The sequence below is a fragment of the Pseudomonas sp. LAIL14HWK12:I10 genome, assembly GCF_900184205.1.
Lineage (GTDB): Bacteria > Pseudomonadota > Gammaproteobacteria > Pseudomonadales > Pseudomonadaceae > Aquipseudomonas > Aquipseudomonas kermanshahensis.
Genome location: NZ_FXWU01000001.1, coordinates 12,918 through 38,896, shown reverse-complemented (window position 1 = coordinate 38,896; position 25,979 = coordinate 12,918). Strand labels below are relative to the sequence as shown.

23 protein-coding genes are annotated in these 25,979 nt (G+C 63.0%); 12 read left to right on the top strand and 11 right to left on the bottom strand.

The window, feature by feature from the left end; translation table 11 throughout:
• Positions 1-14: 14 nt before the first annotated feature.
• From dsbA to QOS90_RS00155, 5 genes are all read left to right on the top strand, one after another.
• Positions 15-647: a thiol:disulfide interchange protein DsbA gene (dsbA, locus tag QOS90_RS00175; RefSeq protein WP_085272105.1), complete on the top strand. Its 633-nt coding sequence runs from the start codon at positions 15-17 to the stop codon at positions 645-647.
• A gap of 11 nt (positions 648-658) precedes the next feature.
• Positions 659-1,513 (top strand): endonuclease/exonuclease/phosphatase family protein, encoded by an 855-nt coding sequence (locus QOS90_RS00170; protein ID WP_027591971.1) that lies wholly within the window; start codon positions 659-661, stop codon positions 1,511-1,513.
• Positions 1,514-1,540: 27 nt separating this feature from the next.
• On the top strand, positions 1,541-3,484 hold the full coding sequence (locus tag QOS90_RS00165) for a GGDEF domain-containing protein (protein ID WP_027591970.1): 1,944 nt from the start codon (positions 1,541-1,543) through the stop codon (positions 3,482-3,484).
• A gap of 79 nt (positions 3,485-3,563) precedes the next feature.
• Positions 3,564-4,352, top strand: a complete 789-nt coding sequence (locus QOS90_RS00160) for an N-acetylmuramoyl-L-alanine amidase (protein ID WP_027591969.1) — start codon at positions 3,564-3,566, stop codon at positions 4,350-4,352.
• Positions 4,353-4,459: 107 nt separating this feature from the next.
• Entirely contained in the window at positions 4,460-6,079 is a 1,620-nt protein-coding gene (locus QOS90_RS00155) for an EAL domain-containing protein (RefSeq protein ID WP_027591968.1), read from the top strand.
• A 15-nt stretch (positions 6,080-6,094) separates the two neighbouring features.
• Here QOS90_RS00155 and QOS90_RS00150 read toward each other — a convergent pair whose 3' ends face one another.
• Both QOS90_RS00150 and algB read right to left on the bottom strand, forming a co-directional pair.
• Positions 6,095-7,873: a KinB sensor domain-containing domain gene (locus QOS90_RS00150; protein ID WP_027591967.1), complete on the bottom strand. Its 1,779-nt coding sequence runs from the start codon at positions 7,871-7,873 to the stop codon at positions 6,095-6,097.
• Positions 7,870-9,216 (bottom strand): sigma-54-dependent response regulator transcription factor AlgB, encoded by a 1,347-nt coding sequence (algB, locus tag QOS90_RS00145; RefSeq protein ID WP_027591966.1) that lies wholly within the window; start codon positions 9,214-9,216, stop codon positions 7,870-7,872. The genes QOS90_RS00150 and algB overlap by 4 nt, the downstream gene beginning before the upstream one ends.
• Positions 9,217-9,425: 209 nt before the next feature.
• Between algB and QOS90_RS00140 the strand changes: the two genes are divergently transcribed.
• The 6 genes from QOS90_RS00140 (at position 9,426) to QOS90_RS00115 (ending at position 14,966) form a co-directional block, all read left to right on the top strand.
• Entirely contained in the window at positions 9,426-10,247 is an 822-nt protein-coding gene (locus QOS90_RS00140; protein ID WP_027591965.1) for a BON domain-containing protein, read from the top strand.
• A gap of 174 nt (positions 10,248-10,421) precedes the next feature.
• On the top strand, positions 10,422-10,712 hold the full coding sequence (locus QOS90_RS00135; protein WP_085272104.1) for a hypothetical protein: 291 nt from the start codon (positions 10,422-10,424) through the stop codon (positions 10,710-10,712).
• A 55-nt stretch (positions 10,713-10,767) separates the two neighbouring features.
• A complete protein-coding gene (locus tag QOS90_RS00130) occupies positions 10,768-10,929 on the top strand; it encodes a DUF1328 domain-containing protein (RefSeq protein ID WP_003252966.1) in 162 nt (53 codons plus the stop codon).
• Between the two features lie 2 nt (positions 10,930-10,931).
• Positions 10,932-11,402 carry an inhibitor of vertebrate lysozyme family protein gene (locus QOS90_RS00125; RefSeq protein WP_027591963.1) on the top strand — a complete coding sequence of 157 codons (471 nt, stop codon included), beginning with the start codon at positions 10,932-10,934 and terminating at the stop codon, positions 11,400-11,402.
• A gap of 763 nt (positions 11,403-12,165) precedes the next feature.
• Positions 12,166-13,494 (top strand): glutamate/aspartate:proton symporter GltP, encoded by a 1,329-nt coding sequence (gene gltP / locus QOS90_RS00120; RefSeq protein ID WP_027591962.1) that lies wholly within the window; start codon positions 12,166-12,168, stop codon positions 13,492-13,494.
• A 242-nt stretch (positions 13,495-13,736) separates the two neighbouring features.
• Positions 13,737-14,966, top strand: coding sequence for a spore maturation protein (locus tag QOS90_RS00115; protein ID WP_027591961.1), 1,230 nt, complete (start codon positions 13,737-13,739; stop codon positions 14,964-14,966).
• On the opposite strand, the gene QOS90_RS00110 is transcribed toward QOS90_RS00115, so the two are convergent.
• From QOS90_RS00110 to QOS90_RS00070, 9 genes are all read right to left on the bottom strand, one after another.
• Positions 14,948-15,571, bottom strand: a complete 624-nt coding sequence (locus QOS90_RS00110) for an ABC-type transport auxiliary lipoprotein family protein (protein ID WP_085272103.1) — start codon at positions 15,569-15,571, stop codon at positions 14,948-14,950. The genes QOS90_RS00115 and QOS90_RS00110 overlap by 19 nt on opposite strands.
• Entirely contained in the window at positions 15,568-16,506 is a 939-nt protein-coding gene (locus QOS90_RS00105; protein WP_027591959.1) for an MlaD family protein, read from the bottom strand. The genes QOS90_RS00110 and QOS90_RS00105 overlap by 4 nt, the downstream gene beginning before the upstream one ends.
• 3 nt (positions 16,507-16,509) lie before the next feature.
• Positions 16,510-17,301 (bottom strand): ABC transporter ATP-binding protein, encoded by a 792-nt coding sequence (locus QOS90_RS00100; protein ID WP_027591958.1) that lies wholly within the window; start codon positions 17,299-17,301, stop codon positions 16,510-16,512.
• Entirely contained in the window at positions 17,298-18,431 is a 1,134-nt protein-coding gene (locus QOS90_RS00095; RefSeq protein ID WP_085272102.1) for an ABC transporter permease, read from the bottom strand. Before QOS90_RS00095 ends, QOS90_RS00100 begins: the two co-directional genes overlap by 4 nt.
• Before the next feature lie 143 nt (positions 18,432-18,574).
• Positions 18,575-19,597, bottom strand: a complete 1,023-nt coding sequence (locus QOS90_RS00090) for a DUF5924 family protein (protein ID WP_027591956.1) — start codon at positions 19,595-19,597, stop codon at positions 18,575-18,577.
• A gap of 133 nt (positions 19,598-19,730) precedes the next feature.
• Positions 19,731-21,137: a M16 family metallopeptidase gene (locus QOS90_RS00085; protein WP_085272101.1), complete on the bottom strand. Its 1,407-nt coding sequence runs from the start codon at positions 21,135-21,137 to the stop codon at positions 19,731-19,733.
• A 30-nt stretch (positions 21,138-21,167) separates the two neighbouring features.
• Positions 21,168-22,826, bottom strand: coding sequence for a Na/Pi cotransporter family protein (locus QOS90_RS00080; RefSeq protein WP_027591954.1), 1,659 nt, complete (start codon positions 22,824-22,826; stop codon positions 21,168-21,170).
• A 297-nt stretch (positions 22,827-23,123) separates the two neighbouring features.
• Positions 23,124-23,894 (bottom strand): TerC family protein, encoded by a 771-nt coding sequence (locus QOS90_RS00075; protein WP_027591953.1) that lies wholly within the window; start codon positions 23,892-23,894, stop codon positions 23,124-23,126.
• A gap of 73 nt (positions 23,895-23,967) precedes the next feature.
• On the bottom strand, positions 23,968-25,275 hold the full coding sequence (locus QOS90_RS00070; protein WP_085272100.1) for a CitMHS family transporter: 1,308 nt from the start codon (positions 25,273-25,275) through the stop codon (positions 23,968-23,970).
• 267 nt (positions 25,276-25,542) lie between these two features.
• Between QOS90_RS00070 and QOS90_RS00065 the strand changes: the two genes are divergently transcribed.
• The gene (locus tag QOS90_RS00065) at positions 25,543-25,944 is read left to right on the top strand and encodes a GFA family protein (RefSeq protein WP_085272099.1); all 402 of its coding nucleotides are present in this window, start codon (positions 25,543-25,545) and stop codon (positions 25,942-25,944) included.
• The last annotated feature ends 35 nt before the right edge of the window (positions 25,945-25,979 follow it).

The window sequence follows — 25,979 nt, the reverse complement described above, 5'->3', positions numbered from 1 at the left end:
CTCAGGAGTAAAGCATGCGTAAACTGATTCTCAGCGCTGCGCTGGTCGCCGCCAGCGTATTCGGTATGACCGCCGTACAGGCCGCCGAGCCTGTTGCCGGCAAGGAATATCTCGAGCTGAGCAACCCTGTTCCGGTTTCCGTGCCTGGCAAGATCGAAGTGGTCGAGCTGTTCTGGTACGGCTGCCCTCACTGCTACCACTTCGAGCCGGTAATCAACCCGTGGGCTGAAAAACTGCCGAAAGACGTTAACTTCAAGCGCGTACCGGCCATGTTCGGTGGCCCGTGGGACGCTCACGGCCAGATGTTCCTGACCCTCGAAGCCATGGGCGTCGAGCACAAGGTGCATGCCGCTGTCTTCGACGCCATCCAGAACCAGAAAAAGCGCCTGACCGACCCTCAGGACATGGCCGACTTCCTCGCCACCCAAGGCGTGGACAAGGACAAATTTCTCGCCACTTTCAACTCCTTCGCCATCAAAGGCCAGGTCAACCAGGCCAAGGAACTGGCGAAGAAGTACGAAATCACCGGCGTACCGAGCATGGTCGTCAACGGCAAGTACCGCTTCGACCTGGGCACCGCAGGCGGGCCAGAGGGCGTGCTGAATGTTGCCGACCAGCTGATCGCCAAGGAGCGCGCCGCTAAGTAGGCGGCGTACCCATGCCCCGCTTCCGAAGCACGCGTGGCATTGGCCTGCACCAGCCGCAGGTCAACGAACATCACCTGCAGGCGCCCGGCCTGCCAGAGGATGGGCGCCTGCGGCTGCTCAGTTTCAATATTCAGGTCGGCATCAGCACTGAGCGCTACCGGCATTACCTGACCCGCAGCTGGCAGCACCTGCTGCCGCACACCGGGCGTGCCAGCAACCTGCAGAAAATCGGCAAGCTGCTCAGTGACTTCGACCTGGTGGCCTTGCAGGAAGCCGATGGCGGCAGCCTGCGTTCGGGCTACATCAACCAGGTCGAACACCTGGCCCAACTGGGTGCCTTCCCTTACTGGTACCAGCAGCTCAACCGTAACCTCGGGCGCTTCGCCCAGCACAGCAACGGCGTGCTCAGCCGCCTCAAGCCGCAACACCTTGAAGACCACCCCCTGCCCGGCCCGGCCGGCCGCGGTGCCATTCTGGTGCGCTTCGGCGAGGGTGAAGATGCGCTGATCGTGGTGATGATGCACCTGGCGCTCGGCGCCAAAACCCGCGCCCTGCAGCTTGGCTACATTCGCGAGCTGATTGGCGGCTACCGCCATCAGGTGTTGATGGGTGACATGAACACCCATGCCACCGACCTGCTGGAGCACTCCCCCCTGCGCGACCTGGGCCTGGTTGCCCCGCAAGTCGAGGCCACCTTCCCCAGTTGGCGACCGCAGCGTTGCCTGGACCATATCCTGCTCAGCCCAAGCCTCACCCTTGAGCGCGTGGAGGTGTTGGCGCAGCCAATTTCCGATCACCTTCCCGTTGCCGTCGAGATTCGATTGCCTGATGCATTGACTGTGGATACGCTGCCGGTTTTGAGCTAATTGCCATCACCGTTTGCGGGCCCGGGCATGACTGACGACGCTGAGCGCTGGAAAGAGAAATACCTTAAGAGCATCGAGCAGCAAGAGAAGCTTGAACGCCGTTGGGACGCACGTCTCGACCTGTTGCGTCGTGGGCTGGTGCGCAGCACCCTGGCTGCCGAAGGCAGTGACAAGGTGGTGGACCAGTGCATGAAGGAAATGCGCGAGGTCATCCGCAGCGACAATATGGACGCTGGCCTTGCCGGGCTGATTCCGCGCCTGGAAAAAGCCGTGCTGGATTCCGAGCAACGCCGGGAAACCCGCATGAACCAGGTCAGCGATGCGCTGACGGCGCTGGTCACTCAGCTGCAAGGCTTGCCGCTGCCAAGCGACATTTCGCGGCCGCTGAAAAAACTGGCGAAGAAACTCGACGGCGGGGTTGCCCAGTCGCGTGAGCTGCCCCCGTTGCTGGGCGAGCTGAGCGGCCTGCAAGGTCGCGCGCTGGATGCGTTGGGCAAGCCTGAAGAAGAGCGGCCAGGCTTTTTGCAGCGCTTGTTTGGTGGTCGTGACAGCGAGCAGCCCGACGAAGCAGAGGTTGCACTGGCGGCGGCGCCTGTTGTGGCAATGGCTGAGGCCGTGGCGCCGCCCGTTGCCGCCCCCGTTCAGCACGTTGCCGAAGACCCGCAGCCCGAGGATGTAGACGCACTGCTGCCCTTGGCACCCCCAGCACTGGCTGAGCCAGCCTTGGTAGCGGAGCTGGAAGGGCCGGCGCTGATCGAAACCGCAGACGTGCCGAGCGCGCCACAACCCGAACCTGTGCCGGATGAGCCGCCAGCGCCAGAGCCAGCCCTCAGCCAACCCACGCCAGAGGCCGCACCGCCGCAGACGCTGGAAGAAACGTTCGGTGAAGATGGCCCCTATGCCCTGCCCTACGCGGTAGAGCCGCCCTACAGCCAAGTGGCCGCCCATATCGAGCAGACCCTGATCGGCCTGCTTGACGACCTCAGCCTGCCCGAGCGGCACAAGGCCCAGGCCCTGGAAATGCGCGAGCGGGTGGCGCGGGGGCTGAATTGGTACGAACTGATCCCGGTGCTCGACGACTTGGCGGTGCTGATGCTGGCGATCACCGACAGCGGCCAGCACGAATTCGAGACCTACCTGCAACAGCTCAACGTGCGCCTGGAAGGTTTCCAGAGCCACCTGCACGAAGCCAGTGCCGGGCATGCCGACAACAGCACCGCCGCCGAGGCGCTGGACACCCAGCTCCGCCAGCAGGTCGATGGGCTGCAGAGCAGTGTGAAGGGTGCCGCCGACGTGGACAGCCTCAAGCACATCCTGGAAAACCGGCTCGAGGGCTTGCTGGTGACCATGGACGAGCACAAGCACGAGCGTGATCGCCGCGAGCAGGAACTTGCCGGTCGCCTGCAGGGCCTGTCCGAGCGTGTGGCGAACATGGAGCACGAGGCGCTTGGCTATCGCGAGCACCTTGAAGAGCAGCGGCAAAAGGCCTTGCTCGACCCGCTGACCGGCTTGCCCAATCGCGCGGCCTGGAGCGAGCACCTGGAACGCGAGATGCTCGACTGGCAGGAAAACGGCGGCCACTTGGCCATGGCGATTCTCGACCTGGACCACTTCAAGCGCATCAACGACAACTATGGGCACCTGGCGGGTGACAAGGTGCTGAAGATCGTCGCTGACCAGCTGCGCAAGCGCTTGCGCGGGCGCGACTTCATCGCCCGCTTTGGCGGTGAGGAATTCGTCCTGCTGTTCCCGCAGACTTCACCCGCCGCGGCCGCACAGATGGCTGAGCTACTGCGTGCGACCATCGAAGCCTGCCCGTTCCATTTCAAAGGCGAGCGCGTGGTGATCACCGCCTCCATTGGCTTGGGTGCATTCCGCTCCGGCGAGCGCGGTGACCAGGTGCTCAAGCGCGCCGATACCGCGCTGTACCGTGCCAAGGACTTGGGGCGCAACCGTGTCGAGCAGGGGTAAGGGGCGGCACTGACTCACGGCGAGCACAGGCCATTCAGAGCACGTTATACTGTAGCGCTTACACGCTGAGGCCGCCGACGTGCTTTCCACCGTTAAAAAAACACTGCTCACCTGCTTGCTGGTTGCTGTTGCGGGTTGCTCGACGGGCCTGCGCATCGACCGCAGCCACCCGTCGGCCAACCAGGACGAGCGTATCCAGTTTGTCGTCCTGCACTACACCAATGCCTCGCTCGAGCGCTCATTGGCGCTACTGACCCATGGCGAGGTCAGCAGCCACTACCTGATCGGCGATGGCCCGGCCACGGTCTATCAGCTGGTGGATGAAAGCCGCCGCGCCTGGCACGCCGGTGACAGCCAATGGCAAGGGCGCACCTGGTTGAATTCGACCTCGATCGGTATCGAAATCGTCAACCCAGGGTTCACCGATACGCCGAATGGCCGAGTCTGGCACCCCTACAGCGAAGCCCAGGTTCAGGCCTTGATCGCGCTGCTCAAAGACATCGTCAAACGCAACAACATCGACCCCCGGCATATCGTTGGCCACAGCGATATCGCGCCGTTGCGCAAGCTCGACCCAGGCCCGTTGTTCCCGTGGAAGCGCCTGGCCGACGCGGGTATCGGTATCTGGCCCGAGCCTAACGCAGTGGCGCGGCAACAAGCCTTCTTCAGCGTCAACCCGCCGAGCGTGAGCTGGTACCAGCAGGAGCTGGCGCGTTTCGGCTATGCGATCGCGCAAACCGGTGAACTCGACGTGGCCACCCGGCATGTGATCGCGGCGTTCCAGATGCGCTTCCGCCCACAACGCTTCGATGGCATGCCCGATGCCCAGACGGCCGCCATGCTGCAAGTGCTCAACCGCATGCGTTGATGCAGGGGGAATGGGCTGCGCAGCAGCCCTTGACCCGTTAATCGCCCAACGGCGAGGATGATTCTCGATTCAGTTGCTATACCTTGGTAATCAACTGGATGCCCTTGATGTCAGCCCTCATCGCCACGCTGCGCCAAATTTTTTACCGTCCCTGGATGCTGGCCTCACTGGCAGCACTGGCCAGCGCCGCACTGTTGCTCAGCGCCAGCATCGGTATTGCCCTGCAGCAGATGAAACAAAGCGAGAGTGAACAGATGAATGCGCAGGGCGAGCGCTTTCTCGATCGCCTTGAGCAGGTATTCGGCCAGCTTCGTGAAGGGGTCGACACCCTGCAGGCGCAGCCCTTGCGCGGCTGCAGCCCAGAGATGCTGGCGGCATTGCAGCAGGTGGGCCTGAGTTCGCGCTTCATTTATGAAGCCGCGTACGTCGATGCCCATGTCGCCTGCTCCAACCGGGGGGATGAACGGGCCTTCGAGCCACTGCGCGCGCCTGACATCAAGGGGCCGACCTACAGCTATTGGTTGAACACCACGATCGAGCCCGACGAAAATCTGGCGGCCCTGATGCTGGGGCGTGGCAATTTCGTGGTGTCCACGTCGCGCGGGCACCTGACCGATGTTGTCGACCTGCCGCCCGGTGGCAGCCTAGTGGTGGTGCTGGACAACGGTACCCGGGCCATCCCGGTACTAGGCCCGCCGCAGGTGTGGCCACCGCCCTCGGCCTGGTCGGCCAGCCACAAGTCGCTGCTCGAATTGAGCGACCGCCTCATCTACCGCATGCCGACCAAATCGCCGGATTACCAACTGGTGCTGATTGCGCCACGCGCCAGCCTGCCCCTGCGCATGAACGGCATGCTCTGGCTGCTGTTCCCTGGCAGCGTGCTGGCCGCCTGCTGCATTGGCTGGCTGGTGTTGCAGCTGATTCTGCAGCGCCGCTCGATGAGCTCGGAGCTGCAGAACGCACTGCGCCGGGGCGAACTGCAGGTGCTTTACCAGCCGATCATCGAACTCGACACACGGCGTTGTGTCGGTGCCGAGGCCCTGGTGCGCTGGCGCCGCCCGGACGGCACCTTGACCAGCCCGGACTTGTTCATTCCGTTGGCCGAAAATACCGGGCAGATCCGCCAGATCACTGACTTTGTCTTGCAGCGGGTGCTTGAGCAGTTGGGCCAGTTGCTGCGTTCGCACCGCAACCTGTATATCTCGGTAAACCTTGCGGCGTGTGATGTGATGGTCCCGCGCATTGGCCGGGTGGCGGCGCGGCTGCTGGCCTTGCATCGGGTGGCGGCCAGCCAGATCGCCTTCGAGGTGACCGAACGCGGCCTGATCGACGTGGTGGTAGCGCGCGACAACCTGCAGGCCCTGCGTGCGGTGGGCCACCAAGTGTTGATCGACGATTTTGGCACGGGTTATTGCAGCCTCGCCTACCTGCAGACGCTGCCCGTGGACTGCCTGAAGATCGACAAGGCCTTCATTGATGCCTTGGGGCACGATGCCGCCAGCAGTGGTGTGGCCCCGCACATCATCCGCATGGCCCACGACCTGCACCTGCGGGTGATTGCCGAAGGCATCGAATGCGAAGACCAGGCGGTGTTGCTCAACAGTGAAGGGGTCAATTACGGCCAAGGCTGGTTGTTCGCCCGGCCGTTGAACGCCCGTCAATTTGCCGAGCTGGTGACCCGCGGGTGGCGGGCGGTGCCGGCGCGGCGGGGTACCGATGAGTCTTGAGGGCAAACCCTGTCGTCAGACCGGCAATGCCATGTAGAACTGAGTGCCCTGCCCCGGCCGGGAAAATACGCCCATTCTGCCACCGTGCAGTTGCACGATTTCTTTGCACAACGCCAGGCCAAGCCCCGCGCCACCTTTTTTGCGCCCTACCTGCACAAAGGGCTCGAAGATGCGCCCTTGCTGCCCATAGGCGATACCCTCGCCGTTGTCTTCGACACTGATGATCACCCGCTCCGCATGCCGCCTGGCGTGAAGCCGTATACGGCCACCGCTGGGGGTATGGCGGACGGCGTTGTGCAGCAGGTTGTCCAACACCCGGTCGAGCTGGGCGATGTCGGCCTGAATACGTGGCAGCGGCAGTTCCAGCTCCTTGATCAATTCGATCTGCTTGTGCGCGGCCTGCTCGGTAAAACGCAGCTGCGCGCGCTCCAGCAGCTCATCGATGGCACAGGGGGCGAGGTCAAGCTTCTGCAGGCCGCTCTGGTAGCGCGAGAAATTGAGCAGGTCGTTGATCAGTTGGGTCAGCCGCTGCATTTCCTCGCCGATGGTCTCGAGCAGGTCGTACTCGCGCGCCTCGGGCGGGAACTTCACCCGCTCACGCAGCAGGCCGAACGCCATGTGCATGCCCGTGACCGGGGTGCGCAGTTCGTGCGAGGCACGCAGCACGAACTCGCTGCGTACGCGCTCGAAGGCCCGTTGTTCGGTGACATCGTGCAGCACCATCACCGCACCCAGGATCGGCCCCTGGGGGTGGCTGACCGGTGTCAGGCTGTAGGTCAGCAGGCGGGTTTCTTCATCGACGTCGATGCTCAGGTCGTCGGGTGGGCGATCAAGGCTGCCACCGCGCAGCACTTGGCGTAGCTGTTGCTCCAGCTCCGGGCGTTGCAAGGCTTCGGCCAGGGTGTTGCCTAGGCGGCTGTCGCTCCAGCCCAGCTGGCGCTGCGCCACAGGGTTGAGGTGTTCCAGGCGGCCTTGGCGGTCAATGATCAGCAGGCCATCGTCGATGCTGTCGAGCACCGCTTGCAGGCGTTGCTGGCCGGCCAGCAGTTCATCGACGTTGGTTGCCTGGTGCTTACGCAGGGCGTCGGCCATGAGCCCGAAACGGCGGGTCAGCTGGTTCAGCTCGATGGCCTGGGTGACTGGCAGCGTCACATCGAAGTCGCCCTTGCCGAGTTGATCGGCCGCCTTGGCCAAGGCTTCGATCGGTTGGCCGAAGCGTCGCGCGATGTTGTGCGCCGTGATGAAACCCAGCACGAGGATCACCAAGCCCATCAGGCCAAGGACGCCGCTGACCATCAAGGCGCGATCGCGGGTATGTTCCTCGCTGCGGGTAATGTGATCCAGCGCTTGCTTGTGGGCGTCGATGAGGTCGGTGCGCACTTGGTTGAAGGCAGCCCCCAGGGGCTGGTCCATACCCATGCTGCGCGCCGGTGCAGGGCTGTCGCGGTAGGCCTCGAGGAAGGTCTGGTAATTGCTGCTGGCCTTGCTGAAGCCGGTACGTTCGCCGCCTTGTTCAAGCCCTTGGTTGAGCAGGGACTGGAAGTTGTCTTGCAGCACTTGCAGGCTTTGCGGCGCGGTGTCCTCGTCAAGGATCAGGGTCAGCTGTTCGCCGAGGTTCTGCCGCAATTTAAGCCCCACTTCCAGGGCGTGGGTGGTGTCTCGCACGAGCTGCTGTTGCACCGAGGCCATCTGCAGCACGCTCACCAGGCCCAGCATCAGGCCGAGCAAGGCCACCGTGACCAGCGCCGAAATGCTGAGGAAAAGCCGCGTGCGCAGCTTCATCTGCCACTTCATAAGTTGTACTGCTTACGTTTGCGATACAGGGTCGAGGCATCGATGCCCAGGGTTTTGGCGGCCTGGTCAAGGGTATCGCTGGCAGCCAGCACCGCACCGATGTGGGCGCGTTCCAGTTCATCCAGGCTCAAGGCTGCGCCAACCCGAGGTGCGTTGCCGGCGGGTTGTTCGCCCATGCCCAGGTGGCTGATCTCGACGCGCTCCTGCGGGCAGATGATGCTGGCGCGTTCGACCACGTTGCGCAGTTCACGGATGTTGCCAGGCCAGCGGTAGTTGAGCAGGGCTGCACGGGCTTCGTCGCTGAAGCCGCGGGCGGGCCGGGAGTATTCCTTGACGAAGCGGGCCAGAAAACGATCGGCCAGGGTCAGGATGTCTTCGCTGCGCTCGCGCAGGGGCGGCAGGTGCAAGGTGATCACGTTCAGGCGGTACAGCAGGTCTTCGCGGAAGCGGCTTTCGCGCACCATCTCCTCGAGGTTGAGGTTGGTGGCAGCCAGAATGCGCACATCGGCGCGTCGGGTGACCGGGTCACCCACGCGCTCGTACTCCTTGTCCTGGATAAAGCGCAGCAGCTTAGGCTGCAAGGTCAGTGGGAAATCACCGATTTCATCCAGGAACAACGTGCCGCCGTCGGCCTGGCTGACCCGGCCAAGGGTGCTCTCGCTGGCACCGGTGAAGGCGCCGCGGGTATGGCCGAACAGCTCGCTTTCCATGAGCTCGGCATTCAGCGAGGGGCAGTTGATGGTGACGCAGGCTTTGCGCGCACGCTTGCTCCAGCCATGAATGGCGCGGGCCAGCTCGCCCTTACCGGTGCCGGACTCGCCCAGGATGAGGATGTTGGCATCGGTGGTTGCGACCTGGCGCGCCGTTTCCAGCACCACCATCATGGCCGGACTGTGCGAGTCGAGGCCGTCCTTGGGTTTGCGCACCTCGCCTTCAAGGGCTTCGAGGCGTGCCGACAGTTGGCGCACTTCCAGCTGTTTGGCGGTGGCCAGGCGCAGCTGGTCTGGGCTGCAGGGCTTGACCAGGTAATCGGCCGCCCCTGCCTGGATGGCATCCACCGCGGTGTCGATCGCCGAATGCGCGGTCACGATCACCACCCGCATCCAGGGGGCCTGGATGCGCATCTGCGCCAGCACGTCGAGGCCGTTGTCCTCGCCCAGGCGCAGGTCTAGGAAGCACAGGTCGAATACCTGGCGTTGCAGCAAGGTTTCGGCTTGGGCGGCACTGTTGGCGGTGGCCACGCTATAGCCTTCGTCTTCGAGGCAGTAGCGGAAGGTGCGCAGGATCGCGGACTCGTCATCCACCAGCAGAATGCGGCCTTGGTTGTCCTGGGCTGATTCCATTTCCTGCGCTCCTTAGGATAGATCTTCAATTAGTGTGGGAAAAATCGGGCAAGTTGCATGGTCAATTCTGAAGGATTCTGTCCTTTGCATGCTAGCCAATGGCCAAAGTAAGCCCGAAAACCGCGATATCTCGATGATTTGCTTAGAGCTACGCGCTGGCACATTGGTTGCGACTATTTTCTGTTTTTGCCAACTAAGGAGGCACAGCCATGCCCTTTTCCCCACGACTGGCCGTGTTGGCGGCCACCTTGCTGCCGGTATTGACCCCGGCATTCGCTGACCCTGTGCAGGACGCCCGCCTGGAGGGCTCGCTGCAAACCGCGTTATCGCTCAACAGGATGCTCAACCCGTTTCGCATCGATGTCGAGGTGGACGGCCAGCAGGCGCGGCTGACCGGTGAGGTCGAGAACGATGTCGAGCGCCAGTTGGCCGAGCATGTCGCCCTGGCTACGCGCGGTATCGAAAAGGTCGACAACCAGTTGAAGGTCAATGCCCAGCTGGTGGAGCGCCCGCTGGAACTGCGGGCTTATGCACAGCGGCTGGAAGATGCAACGTTGGCTGCCGTGATCAGGGCACGGCTGCTGTGGAGCCGCACGACCGAGAAAGCGCCTATCGAGGTGCAAAGCAGCGATGGCGTGGTGACGCTTCGCGGCAGGGTCGACAGCGCAGAGGCCAAGGAGCTGGCCGGGGTGGTGGCGCGGACCACCGACGGCGTGCACCTGGTCAACAACCTGGTCAGCCTGGATACCGCCGCCATGGCCAAGGCTCGCGAGAACCCGGTGGGTGCCCCGACCGGGCCGCAACCCAGCGATAGCTGGATCGTCGACAAGATCCAGAACAGCTTCCGTTTCAGCCGTAACCTCGATGGCCTGAATCTCAAGGTGGCCAGCCAAGAGGGCCTGGTGCGGCTGTCGGGAGAGGTGGTCAGCAGTGAGCAGAAAACCATCGCCGTGGAGATCGCCCGGCAGATCATCGGCGTGCGCGGTGTGGACGCCGACCTGCTCAAGGTCGCGACCAAGGTCGAGGGCTGATCGTGCAATTCGCACGACGCCAGGGACGGCATCGTGCAGGATACGTCCTTCGGTGCCATGGGTGATTATCTTAAGTATTTGATTTTAAAGGAATTTTATTGAATTCAAAGGCTGGCATGCAGGCTGCAATTACCTGTTCAGGTTTGAACAACAATTACAGCAGGAGGAGCCGGCATGAACCGCCAATCCGTCAACCGCTCGCAGAACGCCGCACTGCCTTTGCGCCAGTTCCTGTTTCTCGGCATGGCGCTGCTGATGACCTTGGCCGCCGGCCTCTTCTACTACAGCTGGCAGACCGCGCGTCTGGCAGATCAAGTGGCGGCGCAGACCGCGCTGTTGACGCAGATTCAGGCAACCCGTGCCAGCACCCTGGTCAGGGCGGCTGACCCGCTGCCTTCGCCTAAGGCCAATGCCTCGCCGGCCACCGTAGAAACTGTCGTACCCCAGGATCGCTGGGTGTTCTGAGCCTGTCCTGGACGCCTAGGGCCGGATTGATTTCAAAAAAGAAAGGAGAACCACCATGCTGAGTTGGGCTATCACTTTCCTCATCATCGCCATTGTCGCCGCCGTACTGGGCTTCGGTGGTATCGCTGGCGCCGCCACGGGTATCGCGAAGATCCTGTTCATCGTCTTCCTGGTCCTGTTCGTAGCCTCCTTCTTCTTTGGACGTGGTCGAGGTTGACGATGAGCAGGAAGCTTTGCACTGCCCTGGCTGCCGCCTTGTTGCTGGGCGGCAGTGCAGGGGCGATGGCGGCCAATGACGGCCAGGTCCGGGTCGACCAGTTGCTCGGCTCGGACCCTGAATACCGGGAAGCCTGGGAGGACACGATCAAGGGCGAGGAACGGCTGCCCGATTGGGTAGTCAACCTCACCGGCAGTGCCCAGGAGCAGATGTCGGCAGTCACCGAGGACGGCGATCAGTACCTGGTCGGCCCCCTGTGCGAAACGGCGGACAACTGCACCTACAAACGCCTGATCGTGGCGTTCAGTTGGGACAAGGACGATGCCTACGGGATGCTCGTGGAGGTACCCGAAGGCTTGCCGAGCGACAAGTCGCCTACCCGTCATGCGCAGTACCGCTGGCTTGGCAAGCCGGATGACGGCATGAAGGCGATGTTGCGCGAGCAACTCAAGCGTGACCCGAAATGGTACTGAGCTTTTAGCCAGTGCTGATGAACGGTAACGCACTGTCACGTAATAGAAGCTGAACCTTTTTATAGTTCAGGCTTCTATGATGCGCCGCCCCGAGGAGGGGCAGCACATGACCATGGGGCCGGGCTGTTCTGATTGTTGCAAGATCGGAGTGGCCTAGGGGTACAGGGAGTGCCTCCAGTATTGGGCCGGGTCAGGAAAGGCGGAATCGGAAGCCTCAGGTCGGGGGTGTCATCGGGGACACCGCACCGACCTGACTTCCGAGGAGCCATCAGCCATTTCATCAATGCCATCGTCCAATGGCCCCTCTTGCGTGTTTTTCGCTTCGGGACACATTTTGTCTCGACCGTACATCACATTTTTTTTCCGTTCGATGCCGCTGCCGCAAGTGTCATTTCGGCCATTCGGATTGTCGAACAAGCCATTCGTCCCCCTCCCTATGCACTGCCATATCGGCCCAAAAATGGCGCTTTGGTCTTGTTCGGGTTTCCGAACGTTATAAATCAAGCACTTGCGACATGCCATTTTCAGCGCAAACCGTTATGCAGTATCGGCATGGGATATGCGTTTCCGGCATTAGATTTCCCCCTTCCCCATCGCAATAGTTGCCGCCTTTTCGCTGGCCCGAGCGCCCTGTCGCTCGCTCGCGGTGTCCTTACATGAGGTCGCCGGACGGAAGCTTTTTCGCTCACCGTGACGTTGCCAACGGCTCTGTTACGCGCGTTTTCGTTCGACGCCCATGACCACTAGAACAAAGGGTAAAGACATGAAGAAGGCAAAACTGAGCCTCGCCTGGCAGATCGTTATCGGTCTGGTCCTGGGCGTTGCAATCGGCGCGCTACTGAATCATTTCAGTGCGGAAAAGGCATGGTGGATCAGCAACGTCCTCCAGCCCGCTGGTGACATCTTCATTCGCCTGATCAAGATGATCGTCGTCCCGATCGTGATTTCGTCGCTGATCGTGGGCATCGCCGGAGTTGGCGACGCGAAGAAACTGGGCAGCATCGGCCTCAAGACCATCATCTACTTCGAAGTGGTGACCACCATCGCCATCGTCGTCGGTCTGGTGTTGGCCAACCTGTTCCACCCGGGCGCCGGCATCGACATGAGCACCCTGGGTACCGTGGACATCTCCAAGTACCAGGCCACCGCGGCCGAAGTGCAGCATGAGCACGCGTTCATCGAAACCCTGCTGAACCTGATCCCGTCGAACATCTTCGCAGCGCTGATGCGTGGCGAAATGCTGCCGATCATCTTCTTCTCGGTAATGTTCGGCCTGGGCCTGTCGAGCCTGCAGGCAGAACTGCGCGACCCGCTGGTGCGTACCTTCCAGGCTGTGTCGGAGACCATGTTCAAGGTCACCCACATGATCATGAACTACGCCCCGATCGGCGTATTCGCCCTGATCGCCGTCACCGTCGCCAACTTCGGCTTCAGCTCGCTGCTGCCGCTGGCCAAGCTGGTGTTGCTGGTGTACTTCGCCATCGCCTTCTTCGCCTTCATGGTGCTGGGCCTGGTGGCGCGCGTGTTCGGCTTCTCGGTGATCAAGATCATGCGCATCATGAAAGATGAGCTGATCCTGGCCTACTCCACCTCCAGCTCCGAAACCGTGCTGCCACGGGTGATCGAGAAGATGGAGAAGTACGGTGCGCCGAAGTCGATCTGCTCGTTCGTGGTACCGACTGGCTACTCGTTCAACCTCGATGGTTCGACCCTGTACCAGAGCATCGCGGCAATCTTCATTGCCCAGCTGTACGGCATTGACCTGTCGTGGAGCCAGCAGCTGCTGCTGGTCCTGACCCTGATGGTCACCTCCAAAGGCATTGCCGGTGTACCGGGCGTATCCTTCGTGGTACTGCTGGCGACCCTGGGCAGCGTAGGCATCCCGCTGGAAGGCCTGGCCTTCATCGCGGGTGTCGACCGCATCATGGACATGGCCCGTACCGCACTGAACGTGGTCGGCAATGCCCTGGCCGCGCTGGTTATCGCACGCTGGGAAGGCATGTACGACGCTGCCAAGGGCGAGCAGTACTACGCCTCGCTGATGGCCGACAAGCAGGAAGCTGCAGTGGTTGGCCAGACCGCCAAACGCTGAAGCTGATGCGTTGAACAAAAAGCCCCGACTTGTCGGGGCTTTTTGCTATCTGTTGTAAAGCACACCGGCCTGTAGGAGCAGCCTTGTGCTGCGAAGAGGCCGGGGCAGGCGCTGAGAACAGAACAGTTGTCACCGGCCTCTTCGCAGCACAAGGCTGCTCCTACAGGGGGGTGGGCTACGTTTGGCGCTAATGAACAGCTCGATACGCTATCATTCGGGCATTTTTCAGGGGGAATACACGGATGCTCAACGGCCTTTGGCTCGGCTTTTTCCTGGTGGCGGCCGTGTCCGCCCTGGCCCAATGGCTGATCGGCGGTAACGCCGGCATCTTCGCGGCGATGGTCGAGAGCATCTTTGCCATGGCCAAGCTGTCGGTGGAGGTGATGGTCCTGCTGTTCGGCACCCTGACCCTGTGGCTGGGCTTTCTGAAAATCGCCGAGAAGGCCGGCATCGTCGAGTGGCTGGCCAAGGTGCTTGGCCCGCTTTTCGCCAGGCTGATGCCAGAGGTACCCAAGGGCCACCCTGCCCTGGGCCTGATCACCATGAACTTCGCCGCCAATGGCCTGGGCCTGGACAACGCGGCCACGCCGATCGGCCTGAAGGCCATGCGGGCGCTGCAGGAGCTGAACCCCAGCAGCACCACCGCGAGCAACGCGCAGATCCTGTTCCTGGTGCTTAACGCCTCGTCGCTGACCCTGTTGCCGGTGACCATCTTCATGTACCGCGCGCAACAAGGCGCGGCCGACCCGACGATGGTGTTCCTGCCGATCCTGCTGGCCACCAGCGTGTCGACCCTGGTCGGCCTGCTGTCGGTGGCTGTCATGCAGCGCCTGCGTCTGTGGGACCCGGTGGTACTGGCGTATCTGATCCCCGGTGCGCTGCTGTTGGGCTGCTTCATGGCCTTTCTCGGTACCTTGTCGGCGGCCGCGCTGTCGAGCCTGTCGTCGCTCCTGGGCAACCTCACGCTGTTTGGCGTGATCATGCTGTTTCTGGTGATTGGCGCGCTGAAGCGGGTCAAGGTGTACGAAGCCTTTGTCGAAGGGGCCAAGGAAGGCTTCGACGTGGCCAAGAACCTGCTGCCTTACCTTGTGGCCATGCTGGTGGCGGTGGGTGTGCTGCGCGCCTCGGGCGCCCTGGAGCTGGCGCTGGATGGCATTCGCCATGCGGTGAACTGGATGGGCCTGGATACACGCTTCGTCGAAGGCCTGCCCACCGCGCTGGTCAAGCCGTTCTCCGGCAGTGCCGCCCGGGCGATGTTGATCGAGACCATGCAGACACAAGGCGTGGACAGCTTCCCGGCGCTGGTCGCAGCGACCATCCAGGGCAGTACCGAGACCACGTTCTATGTGCTGGCGGTGTACTTCGGTGCGGTGGGCATCCAGCGGGTGCGCCACGCGGTCGGTTGCGCACTGCTGGCGGAGTTCTCCGGGGTGGTCGCGGCGATCTTCGTCTGCTACTGGTTCTTCGGCTGAGCCTGCGCGGCCTGGGCGACTGTCCAGGCCACCACCTGCCCTGCCAGCTGGTCGCTGGCCGCGCCGAAGCCTGCGACGACAGCCGCGACCTGCTTGTCGGCCAACGGCCGGCGGATTTCGAACCGTTTGCTGGCCAGGATGCGCTGGCTACGGCCCTGGACCAGCCGGGCATCGTAACGAATCACCACCTCCACTGCCCCGTCCTGGCGGTACTCGCTCTGAAACGCCTGCAGTTCGCCGGCCAGCTCGTAGTCAGCCTGCAGGTTGCTGTCGTCGGCGCTCAGGCGCTGCACCTGGCCGTCACGCTGGAACCCGTCGAGCAGGCGGTTGCGCAGCAGTACCGGCACAGCGTCGCTCCAGCGCGCGCCCTTGTAGCTGCTGACCACGTCGCCGTGTGGAATCACCGTGATCCGGGGGCCGGCCAGCACTTCGCTGGCCAGCGGTTTGTTCAGCCGCAGCGACCAGTCCAGCGGCGTGGCAACGCGGCTTGGCTGGTTCACGGGCAGGCGATAGAGGTCCACAGGTTCGCTTGGCGGCAGGATCGAGCAGGCACTGGCCAGGCTCATCGCGGCCGCCAGGGCCAACAGGCGCAGCGAAGGTTTCATGGCTGGAACTCCTTGTTGTTGTCGCGGCCGAGCAGGTAGCCGCTCGGGTCGGCCTCCAGTTGCCGGGAAATGCCCTTCAGTGCGTTGAGGGTCTCGCGCAGCTCGCGGATTGCGGGGGTTAGCTGGTTCAGGCCCTGGGCACCGTCGCCAATGGCCTCACTGTTGTTCTTGAGCAGCTGGTTGATGGTTGCCGTGCTGTCGGCCAGCGACTGCATGGCCTGCCCGGCATTGCCGATGGCTTGCTTGCCTTCGCTGCCGAGCAGGCCGTTGGCGTTGCGCATCAGTGCCTGGGTTTCGGCCAGGGTGGCGCTGGCCTGTTTGCCAACCTGCACCAGTTGCTCGATGGCCTGGGCAATGCCGCCGTTCTGGCCGGCGAAGGCACTGGTGGTCTTGTCGAGGTTGGCCAGGGTGCTGCTGAGGTGGCCAATGTTGTCGTCAGAGAACATCTGGTTGGCGTTGTGCAGCAGCAGGTTGATGTTGGTCACCAGGTCGCTGCTGTCGTTGAGCAGGCGTGAGATCGGCGAAGGCGAAGCGATGATCACGGGCAACTTGCCGTCCTTGCCCTTGAGCTCCGGGCTGTGGGGCGTGCCGCCGCTGAGCTGGATGAACGAGTTGCCGGTGACCCCGGCCAGGGTCAGCTTGGCCTGGGTGTCTTCCTTGACCGGTGTGTCGCCGCTCAGCCGTACGCGGGCGAGCACGCGGCGCGGGTCTTTGGGGTCCAGGCGCAGGGTCGACACGTCGCCGACCTTGATGCCGTTGTACTGCACCGGGCTACCCCGGGACAGGCCCGAGACGGCTTCGTTGAACACCACTTCGTAATCCTTGAAGGCATCGTCGACACTGGACTTGGTCAGCCACAGGCCGAACAGCATGGCACCGGCCACCACCAGGACGGTGACCAGGCCAATGAGGACATGATGTGCTCGGGTTTCCATCGTTCAGCGCTCCTGCCTCGGGCGGGCGGCGGCCTGTTCGGCTGCACGCCCGCGGGGGCCGTGAAAGTATTCTTGAATCCAGGGGTCGTTGGCTTGCTCGACCTCGGCCAGGGGGCCGGCCACCAGCACCTTCTTCTGCGACAGCACCGCGATGCGGTCGGTGATGGTGTAGAGGGTGTCCAGGTCGTGGGTGATGAGGAACACCGAGAGGCCCAGTGCGTCGCGCAGGGTCAGGATCAACTGGTCGAACGCGGCGGCGCCGATCGGGTCGAGGCCCGCGGTGGGTTCATCGAGGAACAGGATGTCCGGGTCCAGGGCCAAGGCGCGTGCCAGCGCCGCGCGCTTGATCATGCCGCCGGACAGCGAGGCCGGGTATTTGTCGGCGGCCGAAATCGGCAGCCCGGCCAGGGCCAGCTTGACCCCGGCCAGGTGTTCGGCATCCGCGCGGGACAAACCAGCATGCTCGATCAGCGGCAAGGCGACGTTTTCGGTGATGGTCAGCGACGAGAACAGCGCACCCTTCTGGAACAGCACGCCGAAGCGCCGCTCGACCAACGAACGCTGCTCTTCGCGCAGCTCGGCCAGGTCTTGGCCGAATACCTTGATCTGCCCTTCGTTGGGCCGGCGCAGGCCAATGATGCTGCGCAGCAGCACCGATTTGCCGCTACCCGAGCCGCCGACCACGGCCAGGATCTCGCCCCGGTACAGGTCCAGGTCGAGGTTTTCATGCACGCTCTGGCTGCCGAAGCGGTTACAGATGCCCCGGGCCTCGATGACTGTTTCCCGCCCGCTCACCAGCCCATCTCCATGAAGAACAGTGCCGCCACCGCGTCCAGCACGATGACCACGAAAATCGACTGCACCACTGCCGAGGTGGTGTGTGCCCCAACGGATTCTGCGCTGCCACTGACCTTGAAGCCTTCAAGGCAGCCGATGGCCGCGATCAGGAAGGCAAAAAACGGCGCCTTGGCCAGGCCGACGAGGAAGTGCTGCACACCGATGTCTGTCTGCAGCAGCGACAGGAACATGGCCGGTGAGATGTCCAGCGACAGCGCGCAGACCACCGCGCCGCCGACGATGCCGCAGATCATCGCGAGGAAGGTCAGCAGTGGCAACGAGATCAGCAGGGCCAACACCCGTGGCACGACCAGCAACTCCATCGGGTTCAGGCCCAGGGTGCGGATGGCGTCGATTTCTTCGTTGGCCTTCATCGAGCCGATCTGCGCGGTGAAGGCACTGGCCGTGCGGCCGGCCATGAGGATGGCGGTCAGCAGCACGGCGAATTCACGCAGGAACGAGAACGCCACCAGGTCGACGGTAAAGATGGTCGCGCCGAAGGCAGCCAGCACCGTGGCGCCGAGAAACGCCACCACCGCGCCTACCAGGAAGGTCAGCAAGGCCACGATGGGGGCGGCGTCCAGGCCGGTCTGCTCGATGTGAGCGACCACCGGGGTAAGCCGCCAGCGGTGCGGCTGGAAGGCCCTTCGCAGCAGGGTTTCCAGAATCAGGCCGACGAAGCCGAGCAATTGCCGGGTGTCTTGCCAAAGGGTATTGACGGCACGGCCGATGCGCTCCAGCAGCAACAGCAGCACCGGGCGTTCTGCTTCCTTGACCGGGATGCAGTAGTCCTGGACGGAGCAGTAGACGTTCTTGAGCAGGGCGCGGCTGGCGTCGGGCAGGCTGTCGGTGCAATGGGACAGGCGCTCGGAACCGAGCAGTTCGGCCAGCAGAGAGGCGCCGGCGGTGTCGAGGCGGCCCAGTTGGCTGAGGTCGGCAACGGTGTCGCTGCTGCATTGCGTGCGCAACTGCTCGCTTTCGCGCTTGAGGCTGGCGTAGTGGGCCAGGGTCCAATCACCGGTTATGCGCAGGCAGGCGGGGTGTTGATTGGTGTCCAGGGTGGCACTGGGGGGGGTCATAGGCTCCATGCAACTGACTCGGCGCTAAGGCTTAGGGGCTGATCATAGCGCAGAGGGCATGGGCTGGTTTGTTGATTATGTGCTGAGTGTGGGAGCTGGGGGCCGCTTTGCGGCCCATCGCAGCGGTTCGGCGCCCCGGCAAGCCGCAACCATCACTTCGCCGCAGTGTCGTCGACCACCTTGAAGCGCAGCACGCCAATCACCTGCCCGTCTTCGGTCAGCACCCTCACCTGCCATTTGCCCACCGGGTTAGGCGGGAAGTTCTGCTTATGGGTCCAGGCGCGGTAGCCTTCCTTGCGCCCACCGTGGATGTCCAGGGCAATACGGTCGACTTCCGTGCCGTCCTTTTGCCACACGTGATAGATCCGCTCGTTCAGGCCTCGTGGTGCGTTGATCGAGGTGTACGCATACAACCCGCTGCTCTTGATGCGGCTGGCAGCGATCTCGTCCAGCGACTCGCCGGGCTGGCGGTTGAGCACTTCGGTACTGACGGCCACTTCGGTCATCCACAGCGTCGCCGGTGGTACCCAGGAGCGGAGCAACCAGCCTCCGGCCCCGACCGACAGCGTCACCAGCACCAGGGCCACGCCGCGCCGCCAGGTATTCACCGGGAAGCTGCTGGCCAGGCTTGGGAAGGACAGGGCCATGGCGATGATCAACGCCAGCTTGAAGCTCTGGGCGGTGGTCAGGTGCAAAATGATGGGCAGCGCGGTCAGCAATGCTGCGAACAACGTCAGGGTGTGCAGCGCGAGGAACAGCCAGCGCCGTGGGGCCAGCCACTTGTAGTACAGCGGGTCGACGATCGAAATCAGCCCGGCAGCGCCCAGCAAGCCGGTAAACACCAGCTGGCCGCTGTTCCAGGTGGTGGTGATGAAGAAGAACGGCAGGACGAAGAACAGGGTTTCCTGGTGGATCATCTGCGTCGCGTAGCGCAGCAAGGGCTGCGGGATTTCGCGGTTGAAGGTGCGGGCGAACAAGCCGGTAAGGGTGTTTTCCAGCATCAGCCAGACCCAACTGACCAGCATCAGGACGGCTACCCAGCTGGCCAGGCCGGCCTGGCGGTCGACCAGGATGAAGCTGCCGATGCCAGAGAGGAACCCCCCGAGCGCAATGATGCCGGGGTAGCGTTTAAGCAGTTCGATGACGCGCTGGACGAAGCGGGGAATTGGGGGCATGGGTCTACAACAGGAGAGATAGGGTGGCTGTGCCGGCCGCTTCGCGGACAAGCCCGCGCCCACAGGGGCAATGTCTACCGTTGTGGGAGCGGGGCCGCGAAAAGGCCGGTACTGGCTAAAGGATACCGCCGAATCACTTCTGCCGTGTAGCACCGCTCGGTGGTTGCGGGGTGTGCCGGCGCCAGCGCAGCAACCCTGCCGCCAGGATCAGCCCCAGCAGCAGGGCGAGCAGCCCGTACAGCTCGTCGTAACCCAGCAGCGGTTTCTCGATGCGCAGGTAACCCGGGTCCTTGAGCAATTCCTTCAGTGCCTCATTGGCCTGTGCCAGGCTGACCTGGCGCAACTTGCGCGCAGGGTTGGCAAAGCGGCCGTCGGTGTAGTCGTTCAACGCGCCCCAGTAATAGTCGGCCAAGGCGCTGTTGCCTTGGGTACTCCAGCTTTCCCGGGCAACGCTGGCGTCCTTGATACGGGCAAAGGTGTCCGGGTCGAGGCCTTCCTTGCGCAGGTGGTCGAACAAGCCCTGCATCACCTTGACCGCCTTGTCGATGTCGTCGCGTTCCAGGTCGGCGTTAAGGCTGAGCATGCCACTGTCGCCGAAGCTTTCGCGCTGCACCGATGGGCCGTAGGACAGCCCATTGCGCAGGCGCAACTGGTCGTACAGTGCCCAGTCCAGGTAGCGTGACAGCAGGTCGAGGGTCGGCTGGTGGTCGTTGTCCAGCACCGGCTCGATGAACAGCCAGTGCAACTTGACGCTGTCGCCCAGCCAGCCGCGGGTCAGGTCGCGGCGTTGGTCGGCCTGCTGGCTGATGCTCTCGAGGTTGCGGCGCTCTTCCGGTTCGGTGGCAGGCAGCTCGCCAAAAGTCCGCTCCAGGTAGGCCGGCAGCAGGCGGTCGAGGCCACCGACCAGGATCAGGGTCATGTTGTTGGCCGCGTACCAGCGGTCGCGCAGGGCCTGCACCTGTTCCAGGGTCATGTCGTCGATGTTCGAGCGCTCGGCGCACTTGAGGCCCAGCTCGGTGGCCAACTGGTCACTGGCGGGGTGGCCGATGTCCTGGCGGTCGAGCCAGCGCTGCAGGTGGCCATAGTGGCCGCCATCTTCGCGCTCGATGATCCTTTTCGCCGTGGCCAGGGCCTTGGCGTCGATCGGGGTGTCGCGGATTATCGCCAGCAGCAAGTCGAGGACTTTACGCTGGTTGCGCGCCGGCGCTTCGACCACGAAGGTGGTATCGGCGCTGCTGGTGTAGGCATTCCACTCGCCGCCCAGGGCTTGCAGGCGCTCTTCCAGGCCGCCCTCGCCCGTTTCGTCGATGCCGCTGAACAGCAAGTGCTCGAGCAAGTGCGGCAGCTCTTTCTGCTCGCAACTGAAGTCATCCAGGCCGACCCCCACCACCAGGCGGATGGCCACGTGGTCGCGTTCATAGCCGTTCTTGAGGATGACCTGCAGGCCGTTGGGCAGCAGGTAGCCTTCAACCCGCGAGCGGTCGAGGGCGAGCGTGGGCAGGCTGCAGATCAGTAGGCAAACGAACATCAGGCAACGCATGGGCGAGCTTGGATCTCCTGGTTGGCGAAATCACGGCAAGCGGGCTTCGTCCGGCACGCTGTCGAGCATTAGCCCGCCCGTGTCCGAGCCACCGAGTACCACATAGGCACTGCTGCAGAACAAAGAGTTCAACCGCTTCATGTCAGCGATCAGCTCCAAGTGTAGCGAACTGGTCTCGATACTTTGCACCACCTTGCGTTGCAGGCGGCTGACATGGGCGTGGGCAAGGCGCCGTTCCTGCGCACGAAACCGGCGTTTTTCACGCAGCAACAGCTGCGCGCTTTCGGGGTCGGCGCTGAGGAATACGGACAGGCCTAGGCGCAGATTCGACAGCAACTGCTCCTGCAGGCCGGTCAGTTCCTCCAGGCCGACCTGGGAAAACGCGCGGCGCTGGCTGGTTTTCTGCTGCTGGACCTTGCGCAGCATGCGTTCGACCAGGTCGCAGGCCAGCTTGAGGTTGATCGCCAACTCGATGATCTCGGCCCAGCGCCGGTTATCGCGCTCGCTGAGGTCCTCCCGCGTCATCTGCGCCAGGTACAGTTTGATGGCGCTGTACAGGGCCTCGGCGTCCTCGGCCAAGGCGCGGACCTGCTGTGGCAGGGCGGTCTGCGTGCCGCGCAGGGCCCCGAGCATGGCTTCGAGCAGGCTGTCGACGATGTCGCCCAGGCGCAGGGTTTCGCGGGCAGCGTTGGCCAGTGCCAGGCTGGGCGTTTCCAGCGCTGAGGCATCAAGGTGGCGCGGGCGTACTTGGCCATTGCCGTTTTCGCGTTCGGGCAGCAAGAAGTTGCACAGCCGGCCCATGGGTTTGACGGTTGGCAGCATGAGCAAGCAGCGCAGGGTGTTGTAGAGCAGGTGGAACCCGATCACTAGCTCCTGAGGGCTGAAGCTCAAGGTGTCCATCCACTCCACCAGTGGGTGCAGCACCGGAATGATCAGCAACAGGCCGAACAGCTTGTACAGCAAGCTGCCCAGCGCGACGCGCCGCCCGGCGGCGTTCTGCATGCTGGTGCTGATGAAGGCCAGCAAGCCGCTGCCGATGTTGGCACCCACCACCAGGCCGATGGCCACCGGCAGGCTGATCACTTCAGCGCCGGCCAGGGTCGCGGTGAGCAACACCGCCGCCAGGCTGGAATAGGAGATCATGGCGAACAGCGCGCCGACCAAGGCGTCGAGCAAGATGTCCCCGGTCAACGACGCGAACAGGACTTTCACCCCTTGGGCATGGGTGATGGGCGCAGCGGCCTGCACGATCAGCTCCAAGGCCAGGATGATCAAGCCAAGGCCAATCCCTACGCGCCCCAGCTGGCCGACGCGGGTTTGTTTGCGCGAGAGGAAAAAGATCACACCCAGGAAGATCAGCAGGGGCGACAGCCACGACAGGTCGAAGGTCAGCACCCGGGCCATGAGCGCGGTACCGACATCGGCGCCAAGCATGATCGCCAAGGCCGGTGTCATGGCCATCAGGCCTTGGCCGACGAAGGATGTGACCAGCATCGCGGTGGCGTTGCTGCTCTGCACCATGGCGGTAACCAGAATCCCGGCGATGAACGCCAGGGGGCGTTTGTTCATGTTCTGGCTGATGATGCGGCGCAGGTCAGAGCCGAAAACCCGGAGGATGCCGGTACGCACGATGTGTGTGCCCCAGACCAATAGCGTCACGGCCGAGAGCAGGTTGAGCAGGGTCAGCATGGCGAAGCCCCCTGTTGCCAATGGCCCATGTGGGCCAATAAGTGGAGCGTGGGCGTTTTGGAAAATTTCAGTGCCCACTCAAAGCTTTAGTTGTTTTGTGCAGCGCTTGCCAGCTTCGCATGGCTGTCGGCGATTTGAAACAACCGGTCATGAATGATTGCCCTACTGGCTTCTTCGCGGGTAAACCCGCTCCCACAGGGATCGTTGGCGCCTGTGGGAGCGGGTTTACCCGCGAAGAGGCCGGCAGGCACGAAAAAGGGCCCCGAAGGGCCCTTGCTTGAAACGCGCTTCCTGGGTTTATTGACCCGGAATGTCCTTGCGCAGTTTCACTGGATCATGCTCTTTGCCATCTTTGCGCGACAGGGCGGTGCGCATACGGATGTTGATCGCTTCGACCGCCAGCGAGAACGCCATGGCGAAGTAGACGTAGCCTTTTGGCACATGCACGTCGAACGATTCGGCGATCAGCACGGTACCGACCACGATCAGGAACGACAGCGCGAGCATCTTCAGCGAAGGGTGCTTGTCGATGAAGTTACTGATGGCACCGGCGCACAGCATCATCACCAGCACGGCGACGACAATGGCGGCGATCATCACCGGCACATGGGAGACCATGCCCACAGCGGTGATCACCGAGTCCAGCGAGAACACGATGTCGATGATGGCGATCTGGATGATGGTGTAGAAGAACTTGCCGCCCGCGCCTTTCGGTTCGTCCGAGCTTTCGTCTTCGCCTTCCAGGCCGTGGTAGATCTCCTGGGAGCTCTTCCACAACAGGAACAGGCCGCCGAAGAACAGGATCAGGTCGCGGCCGGAGATGCCTTGGCCGAAGACCACGAACAGATCGGCGGTCAGGCGCATGACCCAGGTGATCGACAGCAACAGCATGATACGCGTGACCATGGCCAGGGCCAGGCCGAAGATCCGGGTACGTGGCTGCATGTGCTTGGGCATGCGGCTGACCAGGATCGAGATCATGATGATGTTGTCGATCCCCAGAACGATCTCAAGCGCGGTGAGGGTGAAAAAGGCAACCCAGATTTCCGGGCTGGTCAGCCATTCCATGTGTATTCCTTCGAACGGTAAAGGCGACGCGCCCCAATTTGGGGCGCATCGCGGGAGGGGTAATACGTGTTTATTAAAGACTACTGAACAGCGGGAAAATCCCCATCAGCAGCGCGGCGAGCATTATGCACAGGCACACCAGAACTGCCCACTTCAGGGTGAAGCGCTGGTGGTCACCGAACTCGATGCCGGCCAGGGCCACCAGCAGGTAGGTGGAGGGTACCAAGGGGCTGAGCAGATGTACCGGCTGGCCGACGATCGACGCGCGGGCCATCTCGACCGGGCTGATGCCGTAGTGGCTGGCGGCCTCGGCGAGTACCGGCAACACGCCGTAGTAGAAGGCGTCGTTGGACATGAAGAACGTGAACGGCATGCTCACGATCGCGGTGATTACCGCCAGGTACGGGCCCAGGGCCTCGGGGATGACCGCCAGCAGGCTCTTGGACATGGCATCGACCATGCCGGTGCCGGACAGGATGCCGGTGAAGATACCGGCGGCGAAGATCAGCCCGGTTACCGCCAGAACGCTGCCGGCGTGGGCGGCAATGCGGTCTTTTTGCTGCTGCAGGCAGGGGTAGTTGACGATCATGGCGATGCTGAAGGCGATCATGAACAGCACCGGCAGTGGCAGCACGCCTGCGATCAGGGCAACCATCAGGGCTGCCGTCAGGGCACCGTTGAAGTACAACAGTTTTGGCCGGCGTGCCTCCGGGAACTGCGACACGGTGATTTCGCTGTGGTCGATGTCGTCGGTCGGCAGGTGCAGTTCGCCCAGGCGGGCACGTTCACGTTTGCCGTACATATAGGCAATGGCCAGGATCGCCAGTACGCCGAACAGCATGGCTGGGATCATGGGCACGAAAATGTCTGACGGGTCCACGTGCAGTGCGCTGGCGGCGCGTGCGGTCGGGCCACCCCAGGGGGTCATGTTCATCACCCCGCCGGCCAGGATGATCAGGCCGGCCATGATCCGCGGGCTCATGCCCAAGCGGCTGTACATGGGCAGCATGGCGGCGCAGCAGATCATGTAGGTGGTGGCGCCGTCACCGTCGAGCGAGACCACCAGGGCCAGCACGGCGGTGCCGACCGAGACTTTCAGCGGGTCGCCTTTGACCAGCTTGAGGATCTTGCGCACGGCCGGGTCGAACAGGCCGGAGTCGATCATCAGGGCAAAGTAGAGGATGGCGAACATCAACATCACGCCGGTTGGCGCGAGCTTGCTGATGCCCTCGAGCATCATGGGGCCGATCTTGGCGGAGAAACCGCCGAACAGGGCGAACAGGATCGGTACCAGGATCAGCGCGATCAAGGCCGACAGGCGCTTGGTCATGATCAGGTACATGAAGGTGATGACCATGGCAAAGCCGAGGAAGGTCAGCATGGCAATACTCCAGGCGTGGCGCGGCGAAAGGACAGTCGATTCGGGCGGATCAGCGCGTCAGGCGCTGTGCAGGGAGCATGCGGAGGGGGACGACATGAAGGCGGGCACAGGAATACATCAGAATCACCATTGTTGTTGTTGATTGGGCCGGGCGCGGAAGATTCCGGGTGCCCTGGCTGACCGGTCTTGTGCCGGTAGTGGGCGCTATCCTAAGAGGGCAAGCTTTCAGCCAGCTTTCGCTGTGACAAAGGCGACGGGAGGTAGGTGATGCAGAATGTGACCGAAGGTGGCTGCCACTGTGGTGGCTTGCGGTATCGGCTGGAGGGGGCGCTGACGGATGTCGCCCACTGCCATTGTTCGATCTGTCGGCGCGTCAGTGGCGGGTTGGTGGTGACTTGGCTGACGGTGCCGCGTTCCGCATTCCAGTGGTTGGCGGGCGAGCCGCGCTGCTATGTGGCGCCGGCCAGTTGCAGCCGGTATTTTTGTGGGCAGTGTGGGGCGCATGTGGCATTGGTCACTTCGCACAGCCCGGACAGCATCGATGTGACGGTGGCGACGCTGGACCACCCGGAGCGGGTGCGGGCCAACCGGCATATCTGGACGGGTAGCCGGTTGCCCTGGTTGCACCTGGATGAGGATCTGCCTGGGGAGGTTGGGGAAAGCCTGTAGGTCATCTGTTAGGTCACATGGCCTTCGTGGGCTTG